Origin of the sequence: Bacillus sp. 103mf (assembly GCF_900116295.1) — a bacterium.
GTDB classification, from domain to species: domain Bacteria; phylum Bacillota; class Bacilli; order Bacillales; family Bacillaceae_G; genus Bacillus_A; species Bacillus_A bruguierae.
This window is the reverse complement of the sequence record NZ_FPAF01000001.1, coordinates 574,424-595,658: the sequence shown is the minus strand read 5'-3', so window position 1 is coordinate 595,658 and position 21,235 is coordinate 574,424. Positions and strand designations below refer to the sequence as shown.

The following is a 21,235-nucleotide window of genomic DNA, read 5'->3' as shown; positions in this document are numbered from 1 at the left end:
ACGATATAATGATACGAAGAAAAGGATGACGAGAGCGTTGAAAAAACAATATGGAATTATTGATATCGGATCGAACACAATGAGATTAGTTATTTATGAAAAACAAAGTGGTGGCTTTTACAAAGAAATTGAAAATACAAAAGTAGTTGCTCGCTTACGGAATTATTTAGTAGATGGTTCCTTAAGCGAAGAAGGGATTCATATATTATTACATACTTTGTTGCAATTTCAAGAAAGCACGCGCTTTCACCAGCTGCATAAAGTATTGTGCGTTGCAACGGCAACAGTTCGGCAGGCTAAAAATCAAAAGGAAATTAAATGTCTTGTTGAAGAGAGCACTGATTTTAAGCTTCGAGTATTGTCAGAATATGAAGAAGCGCGGTATGGATATATAGCTGTTACAAATTCTACCTCTTTCACAGAAGGGATTACTGTTGACATTGGAGGAGGAAGTACAGAAGTTACGTATTTTCAAAATCGAGAAATTGTAAACTATCATAGTTTTCCGTTCGGAGCGTTGTCGTTAAAACAACAATTTTTTCATTATGATACGCCAACTTCGGAAGAACTTGAAGAATTAAGAAGTTATCTATGGTATCAATTCCAATCTCTTCCGTGGCTTAAAGATAAGGAATTACCATTAATTTCAATTGGAGGTAGTGCGCGTAATATGGTGACAATTCACCAAAATCTCATTTCTTATCCAATTTCTGGATTGCATTTATATAAGATGAAGCCAACTGATATTGAATATGTTCACGAACATTTACTAAGACTTTCTTTTCCAGAATTGCAAAAGTTAGAGGGTCTTGCTAAAGATCGCGCAGATACTATTATTCCGGCAGTAGAAGTGTTTAAGATGTTAACAACTATTATAGAAGCTCCGTCCTTTGTATTAAGTAGAAAAGGACTACGCGAAGGAGTTTTTTATGAAGAATTAGTTAGTTCACTTGGGATTACTTATTATCCAAATGTTGTAGAAGAAAGTTTCCACTTACTTTCTTATGAATATGAGATGGACATGAGTGGTGTGATACAGCTTATGAAAAATACGACAATGATTTGTAAGGAATTGGAAAAAAATAGGATTGTTTCTTTTGAGCGAGAAGACTGGACTGCGCTGCATAGAGCGGCAAAAGTATTTAATATTGGAAAATATATTGACGAAGAGTCAAGCAGACAGCATACATTTTATTTATTGGCAAATAAAACGATAGATGGGATGATGCATAAAGAACGAATTAAATTAGCATTAATTGCTTCTTATAAGTCAAAATTGTTGTTTAAACAATGCATAGAACCGTTTACAGGTTGGTTTGAAAAAGACGAACAAAGAAAAATCCGATTATTAGGATCGGTTTTGCAATTTTCAGCAGCGTTACATGTAACCAATCGTAATCTTATTGAATCTATTCGTATTGTGAAAAAAGAAGGTGGGCTTGATTTTTATATTTACTGTAAGCAATCAGCTTTATCTGAAAAAGTACAAGCAGAAAAGCAGAAAAAGCAGATAGAGAAAATTTTAAAGATGAACATTGATCTATATTTTCATGAAGAATGTTAAGTTGTACGGACTTCTTTACAAAAAATTTACATTTATCCCAGTAAAAATTTGTTAAAATAAATATAACTAAATTATATTGAGAAAGCTTTAGAGGGAAGTGTGAAGGAAATATGGAAGCGATGAAAAATAGTCTTATAAACTTGAATGATACAGCTTATTATAACAATCGTGAATTGAGTTGGCTTGCTTTTAATGAACGAGTATTACAAGAAGCACAAGATGACAGTAATCCATTACTAGAGAGATTAAAGTTTATTAGTATCTTCAGCTCAAATTTAGATGAATTTTTCATGGTGCGTGTTGCAGGACTAAAAGATCAGGTGAAAGCTGGATTTAATCAACCGGAAAATAAAGCTGGACTAACACCGAAAAAACAACTGGGGAAAATTTCATATAAAGCACATGAATTAATGCAAGTACAGTATGACACTTATCAAAATGTTTTACTTCCTGCACTGCAGGAAGAAGGAATCGAAAAGTTGTCTTTTCGTGATTTAACGAAAGAACAACGAGAATTTATTGAGGAATATTTTGATGAACAGATTTTCCCTGTGTTAACACCTGTAGCAATTGATGCGTATCGACCGTTTCCTATGTTATTAAATAAAAGCTTAAATTTAGCTGCTATTTTATATGATGAAAGACAAACAGTAGAAGAAAATCGGACAAAGCTTGGCATCGTTCAAGTTCCCTCACTATTAGAACGCTTTATTTTTTTACCTAATGAAGATAATAAGCAAAAATTTATTTTTTTAGAAGACGTGATTAGTAACTTTACTCATAAATTATTTACAGGATACAAAGTATCATCTGTTACGCGTTTTCGAATTACGCGTAATGCAGATTTAACAATTCATGAGGAAGGCGCACGTGATTTATTGAAAGTCATTGAGAAAGAATTAAAAAAACGAAAATGGGGAGCGGCGGTTCGTTTAGAGGTAGGGACGGATAATTTAGATAAAAGAGTATTGTCTCTATTATACGAAGTGTTAGAAGTGAAAGATGAAGATGTATATATGATTGAGGGTCCGCTTGATCTAACATGTTTATTTGCGCTCTATAAAAAGTTAGCACCTACATATGAGCATCTAATATATCCTGCATTTATTCCTCAACCATCTCAAGATTTAGATGACGAGGAAAATATATTTGAAAAAGTGCTAGAACAAGATATTTTATTACATCATCCGTTTGAGTCATTTCATCCTGTCATTGATTTTGTAGCAGAGGCAGCTGAAGATCCAGATGTATTAGCAATCAAACAAACACTATACCGTGTAAGTGGGGATTCACCCGTGATTCAAGCTTTAAAAACAGCTGCAGAAAATGGGAAGCAAGTGACAGTACTTGTGGAATTAAAGGCTCGTTTTGATGAAGAAAATAATGTCCAATGGGCAAAAGAATTAGAAAAAGCAGGCTGTCATGTGATTTATGGTGTTAGCCATTTGAAAACACATAGTAAAATTACGCTTGTTGTAAGGCGGAAGCATGGGAAAATTGAGCGATTTGTTCATTTAGGTACAGGGAATTATAATGATGCAACAGCGAAATTATATACTGACTTTGGATATATTACATCACGCAAAGATTTCGGAATTGATGCAACAAACTTTTTTAACTATTTAAGCGGATATACGATGAAACCACATTTTCATCAATTATCTGTTGCCCCGTTTGATATTCGTCAGCAATTTATTGAACTCATTGATGAAGAGATTCGCTATCATAAACAATATGGAAATGGCTATATTATAGCAAAAATGAATTCTTTAACAGATAAGCCGCTCATTCAAAAATTATACGAAGCATCGCAATCCGGTGTAAAAGTTGATCTCATTGTGAGGGGGATTTGTTGTTTACGCCCTCAAATTCTAGGTGTAAGTGATAATATTCGCGTTATTAGTGTGGTAGGTCGTTATTTAGAGCATAGTCGTATTTATTATTTTCACCATAATGGAGAGGAAAAAATATTTTTATCTTCAGCCGATTGGATGACGCGTAATATGGAAAAGCGTGTAGAAATATCATTTCCTATTTTAGGACTTGATATGAAAACGCGAATTAAAGATGTTTTACAACTTATTTTAGATGATAATGTAAAAGCACGTGAACAAAATGAACATGGAGAATATCATTATGTGGTAAGGGATCGTATAGAAAATATTGAAAGTCAAGTGCAGCTCTTTCAAATGGCATATATACACACTGAAGAGGAATAAAGTGAAACGGGAAATCTTTATAAGTATAAATTGAAAAAACGACATAAAATTATTTTCTTTTTATATATACAAGTTAAAAAAACGACATAAAAACCCCCTTTCCTTTTAGGGAGACGAGAGTATCTGGCCATGCATAGAAGCGGTCAGGGATTTTTACTACCAAATGCAAGATGAAAAGTGATAGGAGGTTATTTTTTAGTCTGCATAGCGGTGATTTACATATTGAAAAATGAAAATGGATGTATTTGTACGTAATAGAATAAGATATATAGAAAAAAGGCCTCGATTTGAGGCCTTTTTTACATAGTTGTTTCTACTTACATTAGTAAAAATACGGTGTTGGATAAGGGTAGCCGTAGCAAGGATACGGTGGGCAATATGGTCTAGGTCCAAATGCCAATGCTCCGCCAAGTAAACCTCCTGCAAGCCCAGCTAAAAACGGAAATCCGAAAAATGGGACAAATCGTGAATCTCCGATTGGACCAACTGGAGCTGAGCGGAAGGGAATTGGCTGATATTGAGGATACATGTTAAAACCTCCTTCAATGAACTCATTGTTATCATATGGGAAAATAGTGTGGATGAGCGAGTACAAGAGAGAGTGGTGCAGAAAATAGGCGAAACGTATTCAGATATTATGTCGATTGTAATGTGAAGAGTGTAATTTCTGGTTTTGCTAAAAATCGAAATGGCACACGCGTTGTTCCAAGGCCGCGATTTACATGTAATAACAACTCGTAGTTTTGCTTAATATGATAAAAGCCTTCAATATAATGCTTTGCAAATGCAGGAGTAATAATGGCGCCAAAGAAAGGGAGTTGCACTTGTCCACCGTGACTATGTCCAGAAAGTTGTAAATTAATAGGGAAAGTTGCAATATGCGGTGCAACATCGGGTTCATGTACGAGAACAATCGTATAAAGATGATCTTGCGCTTGTTTTAAGATTCCATGTATGTCAGGTTTGCCAAGCATAATATCGTCAATACCGAAAATAGAAATTTCACTTCCATCTAGTAGACGAATGCGTTTTTCAGCATTTTGTAATATTTCAAATCCGGATTGCTTCATGATGTGATCATAGTATTCTGTTCCGTATCCACCATGATCGTGATTACCGAAAACAGCAAATTTACCGAGCGGGGCATGAATCGTTTGTAAAATTGATGAGACAAATGGAGTATCTTCATATGTTTGATAATTGTCGATTAAATCTCCGGTAAAGAATACGATATCTGGTTTTTTTTCATTTATTTTTGCAACTACTTTAGAAAGTTGCTGCAGTGAATAATAATATCCTAAATGTAAATCACTAAATTGAACAATTTTAATACCGTTAAACCCATATGGAATAAGTGGAGAATGAAGTGTATGATACGTAAAAGAGAGAAGGGATGGTTCTATAAACTTTGCATAATAGTAACCTGTACCAGTCGTTATACAAGTATATAATAGTGTGCGAATGCCTTTTTTTATAAAATTTCTTCTTGTTATTTGATTCATATTTATATGAGCGAGATGATAGAAAATGATAATAGTAGAAAGATGTGATTTGTTAGAATGAGTCGCTGCGTATCTTCTCTCCTTTCGTTAATTTATAGTGTATTTTATTAAAATATATCAGAAAAATTTAAATTTATAAAGAATTCCGTCGAATAAAATGATAAAATGAATATGTATTCATTTTAGGGAGGGAAAATTATGAAAGAAAAAGTAGTTGTAATTACAGGTGGTTCAAGTGGAATGGGAAAAGGAATGGCAACTCGTTTTGCAAAAGAAGGAGCGCGAGTTGTAATTACAGGACGTACACTAGAAAAGTTAGAAGAGACAAAGAAAGAAATTGAACAATTTGAAGGACAAATATTACCAGTGCAAATGGATGTGCGTAATATTGAGGATATAAAAGCGATGATTGAAAAAATCGATAAAGAATTTGGACGCATTGATGTACTCGTAAATAATGCAGCAGGAAATTTTCTTTGTCATGCTGAAGATTTATCGCCAAATGGTTGGAATGCTGTTATTAACATCGTGTTAAATGGTACATTTTATTGCAGTCAATCTATCGGTAAATACTGGATTGAAAAAGGGATAAAAGGAACAATTATTAATATGGTTGCAACTTATGCATGGGATGCAGGTCCTGGTGTTATTCATTCAGCAGCAGCGAAAGCGGGTGTATTAGCGATGACGAGAACACTTGCTGTTGAATGGGGACGTAAATATGGAATTCGTGTGAATGCAATTGCTCCAGGGCCAATTGAACGTACAGGGGGAGCTGATAAGCTTTGGATATCTGAAGAAGCAGCGAAGCGAACATTACACAGTGTTCCACTTGGCAGGCTTGGTACACCAGAAGAAATTGCTGGTCTTGCTTTTTATTTATGCTCTGAAGAAGCAGCGTACATAAATGGAGCTTGTATTACAATGGATGGTGGTCAACATTTGCATCAATATCCGTTTTAAGAGAGGGGTTATTTGTGACGAATTTGTGACATTTAGAAAAAGGACCTTTACAAAGATTCTATTTATAAGGTAAGATTAAAATCTCTTTTTTCTTCATAGTAGAATTGCTAATTCCCCTTAGCATTTTACCCCTCTAATCCCTTCAGGAGAACTGAAGGGATTTTTTTATTATTTTTTCTACATAACGTGTTATAATCTTTGAAAAGTAAAGGGGGGGAGCACTATGGTAGATGCATTAGATGTGATGAGTAATTTGGATAAAGTCCTTCCTTATTATCAAGCTATTTTTAGTGCAGATGAACATACTGTAATTGGATATGAAGTAGTAGGACGTATACAAACAGAAGAAGGGATTCACAGTCTTGCTTCATTTTTTCGCGATGATTCGATTCCATATGAATTTCAACTTGAAGTAGATAATGTTATTTTAGGAAAAGCATTGGATCGGTATTTGGAAACAGATCAATCATTTTTATTATTTGTGCATCGTAATGCGCATATACTGATGAGTGATGAAAGTGAAAGTTTACTGCATTTATTATTAACGTATGAGAAGAAAGGATTACGTTTAAATCATATTGTATTAGAAATAACAGAACACGATTTTAAAGAAGATATTGAACAGTTCAATCATTTACTTATGTATTACCGTACATATGATATTCAAGTCGCAATTAACAAAGTAGGAACAGGCACAAGTAATCTTGAAAGAATGAGTATGTTAACTCCTGATATTTTAAAAGTAGATTTAACAAATTTACGTCAAACGGCGTTGTTACAATCGTATCAGGATATTTTGTATTCATTATCACTCTTGGCGAGACGCATTGGAGCAACATTATTGTATGAAGATATTGATGCATTCTATCAGTTGCAATATGCGTGGAAAAATGGAGGGAGATACTACCAAGGGAATTACCTGAAAGAATCTTTACCTGATTTTATTGATAAAGACATTTTGAAAGAGCGTCTTGGCAATGAGTGTCATCAATTTATTCAGCGTGAAAAACGAAAATTGCAGAAGATTTATGAACTGACAGAAACGCTTCGAGAATATGTTGGGAATGTATTAGCAAAACAGAGAAGAATAGAAGATTTTAATAAATGGCTAATGAATTTTAGTCAACAAGTGACACATTGTAGCTTTCGTATTTTTATTTGTAATGAAGATGGATTTCAAAAATCAGGAAATGTTATGAAAAAAGATGGAGAATGGGTGCTAATGCCAGAGTATTATATGAAAAATTGGAGCTGGCGTCCGTACTTTTTAGAAAACATTATGAAACTACGCTTTGAACAAAAGGGAAGATTGTCTGATTTATACGGGGATCTTGAAACGGGTGAATTGGTTCGGACATTTTCGTTTCCTATTGATGATGAGCATTATTTATTTATTGACTTATCTTATGAATTTTTATATGAAGAAGATGTTTTATTATAATGCACGAAATATTTCGTGCATTTTTTTGTTTGTTTTTATCATAAATTGGTAATAGTGACAACTATGATAAGAATGGTGTCTATCGTTGTAAACATTTTACGAACGAAAGCTACTCTTTCATGGCATAATCATTGCTACAATGAATAGTAGAAGGATAAGCTCTTTTTATAAGGAGGGTGCGAAAATGAGGAAATACGGGATTTGGATTGTGCTATTTCTTTTTGTTGCATTTGTAATTGGACAAGGCGTAACAACGGTTCTTGGAAAAGAAGAAACAAAAATTGATCAAAATGAAATATTTGAAACGATTCAAAAGGGATATGAAGCGCAGTTTTCTATTCGTGGTAAGCGACTATCAATGGATAAAATGTATGACACATTATCTCCTTATTTCACGGATAACTTCCTTCAAGTTTTTACGGATGAAAATAATCAGGATGTGAAACGGAGTGCTCAATATTTATTGCCTACTAAAGAAGCACCATTTACTTTTTCATCAAAAACAAAAATTGTATACAATCAAGAGCATAATTTGTTATACGTGTATGAACGGAATATGAAAACGGATGAGTATCAAATTATGACATTGCAAAGGAATGGTGATAAATGGAAATTGGCGGGGTATCATGAAAATAAACAGCTCTTATCTGAAATAAAAACATACGAAAAAGAGTAACGTGAAACTCTTGTTATTAAGAGGCCGTTCCAAAATGACAGGAATTTCATTTTATCGTCTCCATTTTGGTGTCCTTAAAGTATTGAGGCAAGGAATTTACCATTGGCGGATAGCGAAAAAAAGTGACTTATATACTGTCACTTTTTTTATTGTTCTAATTCTAAAAGTTGTTGTAATTTTTCAACTTGAAATCCTGCTACAACTTCTCCATCTATAACAACAGTAGGGGTAGAATAGGACTCATAATCATAGAGGAGACGATTGCGAGCTGCAGCATCTTTTTTGACATCATATTCTGTAAAAGTAACATGATTATGTTTTAAAAATTCTTTTATAATTTGACACGGTGGACAATCAGGTTGTGTGTATATATCTACTTTCTTCATGTAAATCCTCCTTTTTAACTCCTTCTCATTATATTCTCGTATGAAAAAAACTGCAATAAAGTCAATTTTTCATTCATACAGATGTTTTTTATATGAGAGGCTATACGCAATCTTCTTTTAGTTTTTCGAAATTTTGATGTCAAGTATTTTCTATTAATCATGGAAGAAAAGTGATAGAAGTGTGTATTTCGGCTTTTTGTATGTTTTTTCGACAAATTTTAGTTGAGTTTCTTGCTCATAACCATTATCCTAGGGTGTGGGACATTTTTTCAGTTATGACGGATAGAATGAGTATTGCTGCAAAACCTATTCGTAGGAATATTAGAGAAAGGGGAGATTTCATGTCTCTGCTCCAAGGAATTTTAACTCGTCTTGTTAGTCTAAAAGAACAAGCTGAAAGCGGCGAAGTAGCACAACGCTATTTTGAAGTGAACGGTGAACGCAAATGTAGCGTAAAATATTTTGATAAAAGCGATATGTACGAGCTAGAAGTGTATCAACAAGGAGAAAAACCACAAGTATATCAATTCGATAATATTGATATGGTTGCAATCGAAATTTACGACATTCTTTCTTGATACATAAAAAGAAGGTGCCTCAGAATGAAGGCACCTTCTTTTTTTATCCCGCTATTCGAGGGCAGTAAGACCCCCACCTCAAGATTCAGAGAGAAGTGAAGAAGATAGATGGAAGTTTCACTTTATATGCTGAATAATATTCTCTCTCTAGTCCTACACTGATAACACATTCTATAAAGTGAAAATTCCATCAAAAGGATCATTCTTAAACGAACTGATGGGAAGCTCTTACTTTATTTTGAGATAGAGATCCATTCGTAAGTAGCGTAAAAAGGAGGTGAGAAAAATGGAAAAAATGCCTGTTGTTGTATGTCCAAAGTGTCATAGACAATCAGAGATTACACATGTATTAACAGCGCAATCTAATCAAAATGTTATTTTCAAATGTCCATTTTGTACATATTTAATCCGGAATATTGAAACGAGCAAGGGATAAGTAAGACATATTTTGTTACTCTGTCCCATACAATGAGAATGCGAAAGTCTGTCTATGAGAAGGGACGTGACTATATGGGCGGAGAATATCAATTTTATAATTTATCAGAGCGAAACATGAGTTTTGAAGCTGTATTCTCAAGGATTTGTCATTTTATTCAAAGTGCACCGCGTAATATGTATCGATTGTCAATTGGAACAGATTCACAAGTACATCAAAATGATACACGTTTTATTACAGCTATTCATTTGCATCGAGTTGGAAAAGGGGCATGGGGGTGTTTATACCACCAAACAATAAAGCGAAAGCCCCCGAGTTTACGAGAGAAAATTTATTTGGAAACACAATTTAGCCAAGAGATTGCTTGTTTATTTACACCTAAGCGAATACAACAGCTGTGGGATATTCTTTATCCATACCGCGGAGAAGGTGCTGAATTTGTTATGGAGATTCATTTGGATATTGGGAAATACGGTTTAACGAGAGAGTTTATTTTAGATATGACAAATAAAATTACAGCAATGGGATTAATTCCTAAGATTAAACCGGATGCATATGCGGCTTTTAGCTATGCTAATCGGTACACGAAATAATTTTTGTGCTAAATTTTCAATCTATTAAATAAAAGGAATATTTTGTATAATAAATAATAAGGACGGTTGAACAAGGGGAGGAGAAAATGAGTAGAGAAATTGATTTAACGAAAGAAGAACAAAACTTATTGTTAGATGTGTTGTTTCGGCAAAATTATGCGAGTGAAATACTTTCCGTTGAACTTTCTGATATCGAAACTGGACGAAAGAAAACAGATATATCTCATTATAAACAGGTTACAAACTTATTTGCTCGGCTGAAAAATGAAGGATATTAAGGCTGCCAGAATGGTGGTCTTTTCTTTTGTTTCTATGGTAAAATGAACTGTGATTATTTATTTTTATAATAAGAAAATAAGGACAAATAATAATGTGTAAACGCTGTCATAAACTAAAAATAGAATTGAGAAAGTAGAGCATTACTTGAATGAATTGTTTTTTTACGATTGGTTTACAATTGCTACTTGTTAGAATGAGTTAAAGTGGGGGATATTAATATGATTAGCATTCCGAAAGAAGAGTTTCAACAAGTTTTTGTAAAAGACTTAATGATTTCATCGGAAAAAGTAGCTCATGTTCAAATTAGAAATAGTTTGGAGCATGCTTTGCTTGTTTTGGTAAAATCTGGTTATTCAGCAATTCCAGTATTAGATCCGATGTACAAATTGCATGGATTAGTAAGTACAGCAATGATTTTGGACGGTATTTTAGGGCTAGAGCGTATTGAGTTTGAAAAATTAGAGGATATGAAAGTAGAAAGTGTAATGAAGGGTGACATTCCACGTCTGAAGTTACAGGATTCATTTTCAAAAGCACTAGAGGTGACGATTGATCATCCGTTTGTATGTGTTGAGAACGATGAAGGATATTTTGAAGGGATTTTGACGCGCCGGGCAATTTTAAAATTACTAAATAAAACAGTAAGACGATTTAATCGATAATGTTGGAAAAGGCGACTTCAACTGAAAGAAGAAGTCGCTTTTATCGTTCAGTTGTAACGAAAGAAGGGGAAAACATTGCAAATTGATGATTTTCAGATGATGGTTATCTTAGCACAAGAGTTAAATATGCGAAAGGCTTCTGAGCGTTTATTTGTATCACAACCAGCGCTTAGTCAAAGGCTACAATCGATGGAAAAACAATGGGGGATGAAGTTTTTTATTCGCTCTCAAAAAGGACTAACGATTACACCAGAAGGCGAGAAGGTGGCGAATTATGCTAAAGATATGTTGCAAAGAGAGGAAGCAATTAAGAGCGAATTAGCAACTTTTCAAACAGAAACATACGGTACGTTAAAGATTGCTGTTGCCTCTGTCATTGGACAATATTGGTTGCCGCCAGTTTTAAAAATGTTTGTACAAAAGTATCCATTTGTAAAAATTTCTCTCTTCACAGGGTGGAGCAGTGAAGTGCAAAATCATTTTTACGAAGGTGATGTTCATGTTGCAATTTTGCGAGGGACACAAGAATATAAAGGATATAAACAACAATTGTTTGAAGATGAGTTGTATTTAGTTGATACGGAAATTAAGGATATTTCCATGTTAAAAGACACCAATAGACCGTTTATTCAATTTAAAAGTGATTCGACATATTATGGACAAATCCAAAATTGGTGGTATGGTTTATTTTCTAATCCCCCTAAACGTACGATTGTTGTCGATCAAATTGAAACATGTAAGCAACTTGTTTTAAATGGTATTGGTTATGCACTTTTGCCCTCTACTGTTTTAAAAGAAGTAAGGGAAAAGACATATAAAACTCCAGTACAACTGACGAGAGAAACGTGGTTATTAACAAGTGAATCGGCTCGACAATTAAAACAAGTGCAGGCGTTTTTAGATATTATTGAAGAAATTCAAGCAGAAAAATAAGATTATTTTCTTGCGAGGAGTCTTTTCGTTTGGTAGAGTAACAGTATAAATGGATTTAGGAGGCAACAAGCATGAAGATGATGGATGCAAACGAGATTATCTCGTTTATTCAAAAAAGTGAGAAGAAAACTCCTGTAAAGGTATACATAAAAGGGGATTTAAAAGAAATTACATTCCCAGAAACAGTACAAGCATTTGTAAATAAAAAATCAGGCGTATTATTTGGAGAATGGTCTGAAATTAAGACAATCCTTGAAGAAAATAAAAAACATGTTGTAGATTACGTTGTAGAAAATGATCGTCGTAACTCGGCAATTCCAATGCTTGACTTAAAAGGTATTAAGGCACGTATTGAACCAGGTGCTATTATTCGTGACCAAGTTGAAATTGGTGATAATGCAGTTATTATGATGAACGCAACAATTAACATTGGTGCTGTAATTGGTGAAGGTTCAATGATTGATATGAATGCAGTGCTTGGTGGGCGTGCAACGGTAGGTAAGAACTGTCACGTTGGAGCTGGTGCTGTACTTGCAGGCGTTATCGAGCCACCTTCTGCAAAACCAGTTATCGTTGAAGATGATGTTGTAATTGGTGCAAACGTAGTAGTTCTAGAAGGTGTTACAGTAGGTAAAGGTGCAGTTGTTGCAGCTGGTGCAGTTGTAACAGAAGATGTACCACCATACACAGTTGTTGCAGGAACGCCAGCGCGTGTTATTAAAGAAATTGACGAAAAAACTAAAGCAAAAACAGAAATTAAACAAGAGCTTCGTCAACTGAATCCAGAAGAATAAAAAAGAAAGCGTAAGGGCTTGTAGGCTCTTACGCTTTTTATCAATGGTGGTGAAACGATGATGATAAATAAATTTATTCAAATGCGCAGAGATTTACATCAAATTCCAGAGCTTGGTTTTCAAGAATGGAAAACACAGCAATATATTTTAAACTATATAAATACCCTTCCGAGTGAGTATATGGAAGTAAAGACATGGAAAACAGGTGTCATTGTAAAAGTACATGGCCGTAATCCAGAAAAAACAATTGGTTATCGTGCTGATATTGACGGACTTCCAATTACGGAAGAGACAGGATATGAATTTGCCTCATTACATGAAGGGATGATGCACGCATGCGGGCATGATATGCATACAACAATTGGTCTTGGGTTATTAACAGCTTTTGTTACAGAGCGAATTGATGATGATCTTGTTTTTATTTTTCAACCAGCTGAGGAAGGGCCGGGTGGTGCTCTTCCACTATTACAAAGTGAAGAGTTAGAAGCATGGAAACCAGATATGATTCTTGGGCTTCATATTGCACCAGAATATCCAGTTGGATCAATTGCGACAAAAGAGGGATTGCTTTTTGCGAATACATCCGAGTTATACATTGATTTGAAAGGGAAAGGTGGACATGCAGCATATCCGCATACAGCAAACGATATGATTGTTGCCGCAAGCCATCTTGTCACACAGCTACAATCTGTTATTAGTCGCAATGTGAATCCGCTAGATAGTGCAGTTATTACAATCGGAAAAATTACTGGTGGAACGGTACAGAATATTATTGCAGAAAAGGCTCGTTTAGAAGGAACGATTCGTACATTATCTGTTGAATCTATGAAACGAGTAAAGGGACGAATTGAAGCAATTGTTACTGGAATCGAAACGTCTTTTGAGTGTACAGCGCATATTGATTACGGAGCGATGTATCACCAAGTATATAACGATGAAACGTTAACGAAGGAATTTATGGAGTTTACGGACGAACATACAGATATGAATGTTATCACTTGCACAGAAGCGATGACAGGAGAAGATTTCGGATATATGCTGCGTGAGATTCCAGGTTTTATGTTTTGGCTCGGTGTCGAATCTGAATATGGTCTACATCATGCGAAATTACAGCCGGGTGAATCAGCAATTGAAAAAGCGATTCTATTTTTAACAACATACGTAAAATGGAAAGGGAACAGGGTGTAATGCCTGTTCCTTTTTTGTATAATAAAATTTTCGTGGTCTATATATACCCATTTTAATTTTTCAACATCTTTGTCTAGCTCTGCCTCCTAGAACCTTAGCCAACGGGCCTAAACAGTCGGCTTCGCCTTTCTTTATGATCCAGCTCCAGCGTCTAGAACAGTCGGTGGCTTCGCGTCTTCCGCCGAGGCAAAAAGCACCTCTATGTCAGAAGCTCCATCCCCCTCTTGTTCTGAGCGAGCCGCCTCCGCTTTTCTTTATAAGTCGCTGCTATGCAGAATACAACATGCCCGCTACTTGCTTTCTCCTTTTGTTTTAAACCTTGCATGTGGCAAAAAAAGGCCCTGACCGCTTCTATGCATGGCCAGATGCTCTCGCCCACTTAAAAAGAAAGAGGGTTTTATGTCGATTTTTTAATTTGTATTTATATAGTACATTTTTTTTTGTAATTCTAGCACAATACTTTATAATGGTAGGTGGGGGAAAGAGTTAATAGTTGGTTATTTTATAATAATTATTAAATGACATTGACTAAAAACTATTTTTTCCTATATAATACAATATATGACTAAAAATTAACGGAGGTTGGTACATATGGCAGAACGTATGGTAGCAAAACAGGCTCCACGCTTTGAGATGGACGCTGTTATGCCAAACAAAGAATTCGGTAAAGTAAGCCTTGAAGAAGTTATGAAACAAGACAAATGGACAGTGCTTTTCTTCTATCCAATGGATTTCACTTTCGTATGTCCAACAGAAATTATCGCCCTTTCTGATCGTTATGATGAGTTCGAAGATTTAGATGCAGAAGTAATTGGTGTATCAACTGACACAATCCATACTCATTTAGCGTGGATTAACACTGATCGTACGAAAAACGGTTTAGGTGAGTTAAAATATCCATTAGCTGCTGATACAAATCATGTAGTATCTCGTGAATATGGCGTATTACTTGAAGAAGAAGGGATCGCACTTCGTGGTCTATTCATTATTAGCCCAGAAGGCGAATTAATGTATCAAGTTGTACATCATAATAACATTGGACGTGAAGTTGACGAAGTAATCCGTGTTCTTCAAGCGCTTCAAACTGGCGGACTTTGCCCAGCAAACTGGAAACCAGGTCAAGCGACTTTAAACGTTTAATTTTTGAATGAGTGAACAAGGTCTAGCAAATTGTTGTTAGACCTTTCTCTACATATATAAGGGGGAAATGTTATGAAATTACGTGAACCAATGCCTTCCTTAGAAGGAGCAACGACTGTACTAAATGGAGAAGTAGTCAAGGAAGCGCTAATTGGCGATAAACCAACATTGATTCATTTTTGGTCTGTTAGCTGTCATTTATGTAAAGAAGCAATGCCGAGTATTAATGAATTCCGTGATAACTATAAAGATAAATTAAATGTAATTGCTGTACATATGCCGCGTTCAGAAGAAGATTTAGATCTTGAAAAAGTGAAAGCAGTGGCAGAGGAGCACGGTATTGTACAGCCCATTTTGGTAGACAATAAGCATGCGATTACAGACTCTTTTGAGAATCAATATGTACCAGCATATTACGTGTTTGATAAAAACGGTGTATTGCGCCATTTCCAAGCGGGCGGTAGTGGTATGCAAATGTTAACAAAACGAGTAAATCGCGTTCTTGATGAAGCTGAAAAAACAGCTGAATAAAGGAAAACCTCCCTTGTAACAGGGGGGTTTTTAGTTTACATTTTATATGAAAATTGTGTAAAATCAATATGGTACATAGAGAAAAAGGTAGGGGATAGTGTGCAAATCGGAAGTACTATACTATGTTTCTTTTTATATACATATGTAATTGTAGCAGCAATTTATTTTGGTGTTAGTTTTTATACATATTGTATAGCGAAAAAAGAAAACTATACGAACACATATGAGTGGGTGAGAGAGTATTTATCACCTGTAGCAGAAATTATGAATGCATTCGCTTTATTCTTATTTGTTGGATTAATCGCTTTTTCAACGAGTTTAGTAGGAAATAAAATGACTTTATTTATCCTTGGGGCCATTATTTTTATGTTATTAGGAATTCGAATTGGTAATATGGTGTTTTGGAATAAGGCATTGGTGGAAGGGTATACTGGCATATGTATTCCAGGGTTGTTAGCTGCAATTGTTACGAATATAGAGCATGAGTATTATCAGCTTCATTTTTGGTTAATTATTATTCTAACAATTGTATCGGTCTTATACATAAGCGCTACTTTTTTAACGTATTGCGCACATAAACGAGAAGACAGGAATGCGGTATTATTCTTTCGAAAGTGGGCTCTATTTTGGAGCGTTCCAACTATGGTTGTTATAGGAGCAATTGCTATTGTTGTGAACGGGTATGAGATAGTAGGGTGGCAAAAGATGATTGAAATGTGGTGGGTGTTCATTGTTTCTTTTGTTGGCTTTTTAGGAGCGACCCATTATTTATTTCATCAGCACCACTATCAGTTTGCGATATTATTTGCTTTTATAAATTTACTATTTGCTTTTTTTGGACAAGAAACTTTAATATTTGTATTTCAAACGTTCAGTTCATTTGGAAATATATTTATCTTTGGTATGTTAGTATGTATGCTTACTTTTTATTTACAGCAATTTTTTTATATTCAAAAGCAGAAATAAGAATGGAGAGGCAATCAATATAGCATTTGTACCGAGGGTGACCCTTACCTCAAGAGTGTGAGGAATTTGAAGAAGATAGATATAACTGCTGGTGTGTGCCTATTTGATGAGAGCTTTCCTTTTCATCAATGGAAATAAAAAACAGCGATATAAGTTTCACTTTATAAAATATGCTACAATGATAGTTGGTCCTGATGTAAAGAGAGCAAAACCTTCACATCACGTTTTTGAAAAGTTAAAGAGGATAGGTGGGAGATAAAGAAATTCCACCGATAAAAGTTTTACTTGATATGATTTGATATTACTGGAGGAATTTGTGTGAGTACGAAAGAAAAAGAATTTGCTGTTATTGGTCTTGGACGATTTGGTGGTAGTATTTGCCGGGAATTAGCGCAATTAGGAATGGAAGTTATGGCGATTGATATGGATGAAGAGCGTATAAATGAGTTTGCAAATATTGCATCTCATGCTGTAATTGCGGATTCTACAGATGAGATGGTATTAAAAAGTCTTGGTATTCGAAACTTTGATCATGTAGTTATTGCAATTGGAGATAATATTCAATCAAGTATTTTAACAACGCTTATTTTGAAAGAACTAGGTGTAAAAAATATTACTGTAAAAGCACAAAATGATTATCATGAAAAAGTTCTTCGAAAAATTGGAGCAGATCAAATTGTTCACCCTGAGCGCGATATGGGAAAAAGAATCGCCAATAATATTGCCTCAAGTAGCGTTTTGGACTATTTAGAACTTTCAGATGAACATAGTATTGTTGAGATTATTGCAAGCGAAAAGATAAATGGTCATTCATTGATCGAATTAGATATTCGTGCGAAGTTTGGATTGAACATTGTAGCAATTAAGCGTGGGAAGGAAGTTCTTGTTTCACCGCGTGCGACAGAAAATGTTCAAATGGGAGATATTTTAATCGTTATCGGTCACGATAATGATGTAGATCGCTTCGAAATGTTTTTAGCGAAATGAGAAAAAGGACAATGCCCATCGCAGCATTGTCCTTTTTATTTAAATTTCCATAATGATTGGTAAAATCATTGGTCGACGTTTTGTTTTTTCGTATAAGAATGGAGCCAATGTATCTGTAATTTCATTTTTGATCTCAGACCATTGTGTCGTTTTGCGCTCCATTACTTTTTCTAAATGATTTGTAATTAATGTTTGTGCATCGTTAATTAAATCGCTACTTTCACGCATATAAACGAATCCACGAGAAATGATATCTGGTCCAGCCGCTACTTTGAAATCCTTCATATCGATGCTAACAACAACGATAACAAGTCCCTCTTCCGAAAGAATACGACGATCGCGAAGTACGATGTTACCGATATCACCAATACCATTTCCGTCGATATAGACAGAACCAGAAGGGATTTTTCCTGCGATTGTTGCTTCATCTTCACGAAGTGCAAGTACATCTCCATTATCAATTATGAAGCAATTTTCTTCTGGGATACCACAATCATTTGCTAATTTTGCATGCATACGTTGCATACGATATTCGCCGTGAATTGGCATGAAATATTTTGGTTTAATGAGACGTAACATTAGCTTTTGTTCTTCTTGTCCACCGTGTCCGCTTGTATGAATGTCAGTCAATGGTCCATGAATGACTTCAGCACCTGCACGATATAGCATGTTAATTGTGCGGCTTACACTTACTGTGTTTCCAGGGATTGGAGAAGAAGAGAATACAACAGTATCACCAGCAATAATTTGAATTTGACGGTGTGTACCGTTAGCGATGCGAGATAATGCAGCCATTGGTTCACCTTGACTTCCTGTACATAAAATCACAACTTGATTTGCTGGTATGCGATTTAGTTGTGATGGTTCAATAATTGTATCTTTCGGACAGCGAATATAGCCAAGATTTTGTCCAATTTCCATTGCCGCTTCCATGCTTCGACCAAACACCGCGATCTTTCGATTGTTTGCTACTGCTGCTTCTACAACTTGTTGCAGCCTGTGAATATTAGAAGCAAATGTTGCGAATATAATGCGGCCTTCTACTTTACGGAAAATATCCTGGATGCTGTCACCTACGCGGCGCTCAGACATCGTAAAGTGAGGGACTTCGCTATTCGTGCTATCAGATAGCAAGCAAAGGACACCTTCTTTTCCGATTTCAGCCATCTTTGTTAAATTTGCCGGCTCACCAACTGGTGTAAAATCAAATTTGAAATCTCCTGTATGCACAACCTGTCCTTGTGGTGTCTTCACAACGATACCGTATGAATCTGGAATGCTATGTGTTGTGCGGAAGAAGGAAACGGATGTTTTTTTGAATTTAATCACATCGTCTTCTTTAATCTCATGCAATTGTGCTTTTCGTAGTAATCCGTGCTCTTCTAACTTATTTTTAATCAGTCCGAGCGCTAGTTTCCCACCGTAAATTGGAATGTTTACTTGGCGCAATAAATAAGGAATTCCACCAATATGATCTTCATGACCATGTGTAATAAAGAGTCCTTTAATTTTTTCTTCATTACGTACGAGATACGTGTAGTCAGGGATGACATAATCAATCCCAAGAAGTTCGTCTTCTGGAAATTTGATTCCAGCATCAATAATAATAATTTCATCTTGAAATTGAACAGCATATGTATTTTTGCCGATTTCACCGAGTCCGCCAAGCGCGAAAACAGCAGTTTGGTCATTTTTTAAGAATTTCATAAATTAAACTTTCTCCGCTAATTTAAAATCTGCATATTGCTTTTCATATTCAAGATGAGCACCAGTAACAGGCTGGATAAACTCAATATTATATGCGAACTTGTGTAATTTTGTGCGAACTTCTCTTTCAGACTCAGCTTCTAGATAAAGCACCTTAGTATTTTCACGTACAGGTACTTCTAGCATTTTCTCTTGATAAAATACTTTAAAAATCATTAAAACAATCTCTCCTTGTCTATGTTTTAGGTTATCTTTTACCTATTATAAAGCAAATGGTTATGATTTTCATGTTTTTTCGAATAAGAGTGAAGAAAAAAGCCCGAAATGGGCATGATTTAAGCAATTGTTTTTTTACGAAGCAAATCGTTCCAATATACTTTTAATTTTTTCTTCAGTTTCTTTAGCACGGTTGTCCCTTCCTTTCTTCGCTCAAAACATGCATATAATCTTATTCGAATGCGCAAGAAGAATTAAGTTTTTAAAAATGAACTACTTGTAAGAAAATATTTCGTTCAAATTATAGTATGAGATAGAATAGAAAAGAAAATGCATATGTTGAACCGTAGTACCGTTTTTATTTCAGTATATGCATAGTTAGGCAGGAAGGTTAGATAAGAAGCACTTTATTCATCAATATGTTATACTTTTTTAGTATTTGAAAAAATATTTACAGTATAAAGCGATACGTTTGAATTGATGAAGTAGAAAGGGTTATGTAAATGAATGATAAAATTGTCTTTTTTGATATTGATGGAACGTTGCTAGATCATAACAAAGAAATACCAAAATCCACAAAAGAAGCTGTACGTCGTTTGCAAGAAAAAGGTGTACATGTGGCAATTGCAACAGGAAGAGCGCCATTTATGTTTGAAGATATTCGTAAAGAGCTAAATATTCATAACTATGTAAGTTTCAATGGACAGTATGTGGTGTTTGAAGATGAGGTTATACATAAAAATCCTCTACACCCTGATGCATTACATGATTTTACGAAATTTTCAGAGCAAGAAGGTTATCCGCTTGTATACTTGGATCATAAAGAAATGAAAGCAACAGTGCCATCACATCAGTATGTAGCAGAAAGCTTTGCTAGCCTTCATATGGATCATCCTGCGTTTGAACCTAGCTTTTATGAAGAACGTGACATTTATCAAACACTTTTATTTTGCAGGGCTGGAGAAGAAGAAAAATTTATTAACGACTATTCAAAGTTTCATTTTATTCGCTGGCATGCTTACTCTATGGATATTATTCCAATGGGAGGATCGAAAGCGAAAGGAATTGAAAAGTTTATTGAAAAGCTTGGCTTCACACGAGAACAAGTGTATGCATTTGGAGACGGGTTAAATGATTTAGAAATGATTGAAACTGTAGGTACAGGAATTGCTATGGGAAATGGACATGAAGATTTGAAAAAGCTTGCGAATTATGTAACAAAAGATGTTGCAGAAGATGGTATTCTTCATGGATTGCAGTGGGCAGGCCTATTATAAAGTATAAATATGAGAACCATTTCAATAAAAAGAGTGAGTTTTTACCAACTTCAGTGAAAACTCACTCTTTTTATCCCGCATTAACGGACAGTAATACTCCCACCTCAAAATTCAGCAAAAACAAAGAAGTTAGGTGGGAGAGAAACTGTCCGTAAAAGCCCGATTGATTCAACTAATAATCAGTGGGGGATGAAGAA

The 21,235-nt window shown here is 35.0% G+C and carries 23 protein-coding genes; 18 read left to right on the top strand and 5 right to left on the bottom strand.

Annotation, left to right across the window (positions count from 1 at the left end; all coding sequences use genetic code 11):
• Positions 1-25 precede the first annotated feature (25 nt).
• Both BM350_RS02905 and BM350_RS02900 read left to right on the top strand, forming a co-directional pair.
• Complete coding sequence (locus BM350_RS02905; RefSeq protein WP_090914244.1) at positions 26-1,564, top strand: Ppx/GppA family phosphatase; 1,539 nt, start codon at positions 26-28, stop codon at positions 1,562-1,564.
• 110 nt (positions 1,565-1,674) lie between these two features.
• Positions 1,675-3,783, top strand: coding sequence for an RNA degradosome polyphosphate kinase (locus BM350_RS02900; RefSeq protein WP_090914246.1), 2,109 nt, complete (start codon positions 1,675-1,677; stop codon positions 3,781-3,783).
• A gap of 322 nt (positions 3,784-4,105) precedes the next feature.
• On the opposite strand, the gene BM350_RS02895 is transcribed toward BM350_RS02900, so the two are convergent.
• Both BM350_RS02895 and BM350_RS02890 read right to left on the bottom strand, forming a co-directional pair.
• Complete coding sequence (locus tag BM350_RS02895) at positions 4,106-4,312, bottom strand: hypothetical protein (RefSeq protein WP_090914248.1); 207 nt, start codon at positions 4,310-4,312, stop codon at positions 4,106-4,108.
• 106 nt (positions 4,313-4,418) lie between these two features.
• On the bottom strand, positions 4,419-5,285 hold the full coding sequence (locus BM350_RS02890) for a metallophosphoesterase (RefSeq protein WP_090914250.1): 867 nt from the start codon (positions 5,283-5,285) through the stop codon (positions 4,419-4,421).
• 198 nt (positions 5,286-5,483) lie between these two features.
• Here BM350_RS02890 and fadH point away from each other — a divergent pair, with 198 nt between their 5' ends.
• The 3 genes from fadH (at position 5,484) to BM350_RS02875 (ending at position 8,365) form a co-directional block, all read left to right on the top strand.
• The gene (gene fadH / locus BM350_RS02885) at positions 5,484-6,248 is read left to right on the top strand and encodes a 2,4-dienoyl-CoA reductase (protein WP_090914253.1); all 765 of its coding nucleotides are present in this window, start codon (positions 5,484-5,486) and stop codon (positions 6,246-6,248) included.
• 223 nt (positions 6,249-6,471) lie between these two features.
• Positions 6,472-7,689 (top strand): EAL domain-containing protein, encoded by a 1,218-nt coding sequence (locus BM350_RS02880; RefSeq protein WP_090914255.1) that lies wholly within the window; start codon positions 6,472-6,474, stop codon positions 7,687-7,689.
• A 184-nt stretch (positions 7,690-7,873) separates the two neighbouring features.
• On the top strand, positions 7,874-8,365 hold the full coding sequence (locus BM350_RS02875) for a DUF3993 domain-containing protein (protein ID WP_090914257.1): 492 nt from the start codon (positions 7,874-7,876) through the stop codon (positions 8,363-8,365).
• Positions 8,366-8,511: 146 nt separating this feature from the next.
• Here BM350_RS02875 and BM350_RS02870 read toward each other — a convergent pair whose 3' ends face one another.
• Positions 8,512-8,751, bottom strand: coding sequence for a glutaredoxin domain-containing protein (locus BM350_RS02870; protein WP_090914258.1), 240 nt, complete (start codon positions 8,749-8,751; stop codon positions 8,512-8,514).
• Positions 8,752-9,092: 341 nt separating this feature from the next.
• On the opposite strand from BM350_RS02870, the gene BM350_RS02865 reads away from it, so the two are divergent.
• The 12 genes from BM350_RS02865 (at position 9,093) to BM350_RS02810 (ending at position 17,838) form a co-directional block, all read left to right on the top strand.
• Complete coding sequence (locus BM350_RS02865) at positions 9,093-9,329, top strand: YkuJ family protein (protein WP_020059327.1); 237 nt, start codon at positions 9,093-9,095, stop codon at positions 9,327-9,329.
• A 286-nt stretch (positions 9,330-9,615) separates the two neighbouring features.
• A complete protein-coding gene (locus BM350_RS26730; protein ID WP_090914260.1) occupies positions 9,616-9,765 on the top strand; it encodes a hypothetical protein in 150 nt (49 codons plus the stop codon).
• A gap of 74 nt (positions 9,766-9,839) precedes the next feature.
• Positions 9,840-10,358 (top strand): ribonuclease H-like YkuK family protein, encoded by a 519-nt coding sequence (locus tag BM350_RS02855; RefSeq protein ID WP_090914262.1) that lies wholly within the window; start codon positions 9,840-9,842, stop codon positions 10,356-10,358.
• 86 nt (positions 10,359-10,444) lie between these two features.
• Complete coding sequence (abbA, locus tag BM350_RS02850) at positions 10,445-10,636, top strand: antirepressor AbbA (protein WP_090914264.1); 192 nt, start codon at positions 10,445-10,447, stop codon at positions 10,634-10,636.
• Positions 10,637-10,855: 219 nt separating this feature from the next.
• Positions 10,856-11,299, top strand: coding sequence for a cyclic-di-AMP-binding protein CbpB (cbpB, locus tag BM350_RS02845; RefSeq protein WP_090914266.1), 444 nt, complete (start codon positions 10,856-10,858; stop codon positions 11,297-11,299).
• 75 nt (positions 11,300-11,374) lie between these two features.
• On the top strand, positions 11,375-12,232 hold the full coding sequence (locus tag BM350_RS02840) for a LysR family transcriptional regulator (RefSeq protein ID WP_139207618.1): 858 nt from the start codon (positions 11,375-11,377) through the stop codon (positions 12,230-12,232).
• Positions 12,233-12,303: 71 nt separating this feature from the next.
• Positions 12,304-13,026: a 2,3,4,5-tetrahydropyridine-2,6-dicarboxylate N-acetyltransferase gene (gene dapD, locus BM350_RS02835; RefSeq protein WP_090914268.1), complete on the top strand. Its 723-nt coding sequence runs from the start codon at positions 12,304-12,306 to the stop codon at positions 13,024-13,026.
• Positions 13,027-13,083: 57 nt separating this feature from the next.
• The gene (locus tag BM350_RS02830; RefSeq protein WP_090914270.1) at positions 13,084-14,214 is read left to right on the top strand and encodes an N-acetyldiaminopimelate deacetylase; all 1,131 of its coding nucleotides are present in this window, start codon (positions 13,084-13,086) and stop codon (positions 14,212-14,214) included.
• A gap of 591 nt (positions 14,215-14,805) precedes the next feature.
• On the top strand, positions 14,806-15,354 hold the full coding sequence (locus tag BM350_RS02825; protein WP_090914271.1) for a peroxiredoxin: 549 nt from the start codon (positions 14,806-14,808) through the stop codon (positions 15,352-15,354).
• 72 nt (positions 15,355-15,426) lie between these two features.
• The gene (locus BM350_RS02820; protein WP_090914273.1) at positions 15,427-15,885 is read left to right on the top strand and encodes a TlpA disulfide reductase family protein; all 459 of its coding nucleotides are present in this window, start codon (positions 15,427-15,429) and stop codon (positions 15,883-15,885) included.
• A 99-nt stretch (positions 15,886-15,984) separates the two neighbouring features.
• Entirely contained in the window at positions 15,985-16,851 is an 867-nt protein-coding gene (locus tag BM350_RS02815) for a cytochrome C oxidase assembly protein (RefSeq protein WP_090914275.1), read from the top strand.
• A gap of 318 nt (positions 16,852-17,169) precedes the next feature.
• The gene (locus BM350_RS02810; RefSeq protein ID WP_090914277.1) at positions 17,170-17,838 is read left to right on the top strand and encodes a potassium channel family protein; all 669 of its coding nucleotides are present in this window, start codon (positions 17,170-17,172) and stop codon (positions 17,836-17,838) included.
• A gap of 39 nt (positions 17,839-17,877) precedes the next feature.
• On the opposite strand, the gene rnjA is transcribed toward BM350_RS02810, so the two are convergent.
• Both rnjA and BM350_RS02800 read right to left on the bottom strand, forming a co-directional pair.
• A complete protein-coding gene (rnjA, locus tag BM350_RS02805; protein ID WP_090914279.1) occupies positions 17,878-19,545 on the bottom strand; it encodes a ribonuclease J1 in 1,668 nt (555 codons plus the stop codon).
• A 3-nt stretch (positions 19,546-19,548) separates the two neighbouring features.
• The gene (locus BM350_RS02800; protein ID WP_090914281.1) at positions 19,549-19,761 is read right to left on the bottom strand and encodes a DNA-dependent RNA polymerase subunit epsilon; all 213 of its coding nucleotides are present in this window, start codon (positions 19,759-19,761) and stop codon (positions 19,549-19,551) included.
• Between the two features lie 503 nt (positions 19,762-20,264).
• Between BM350_RS02800 and BM350_RS02790 the strand changes: the two genes are divergently transcribed.
• Positions 20,265-21,038, top strand: a complete 774-nt coding sequence (locus BM350_RS02790) for a Cof-type HAD-IIB family hydrolase (protein WP_090914283.1) — start codon at positions 20,265-20,267, stop codon at positions 21,036-21,038.
• Positions 21,039-21,235 lie beyond the last annotated feature (197 nt).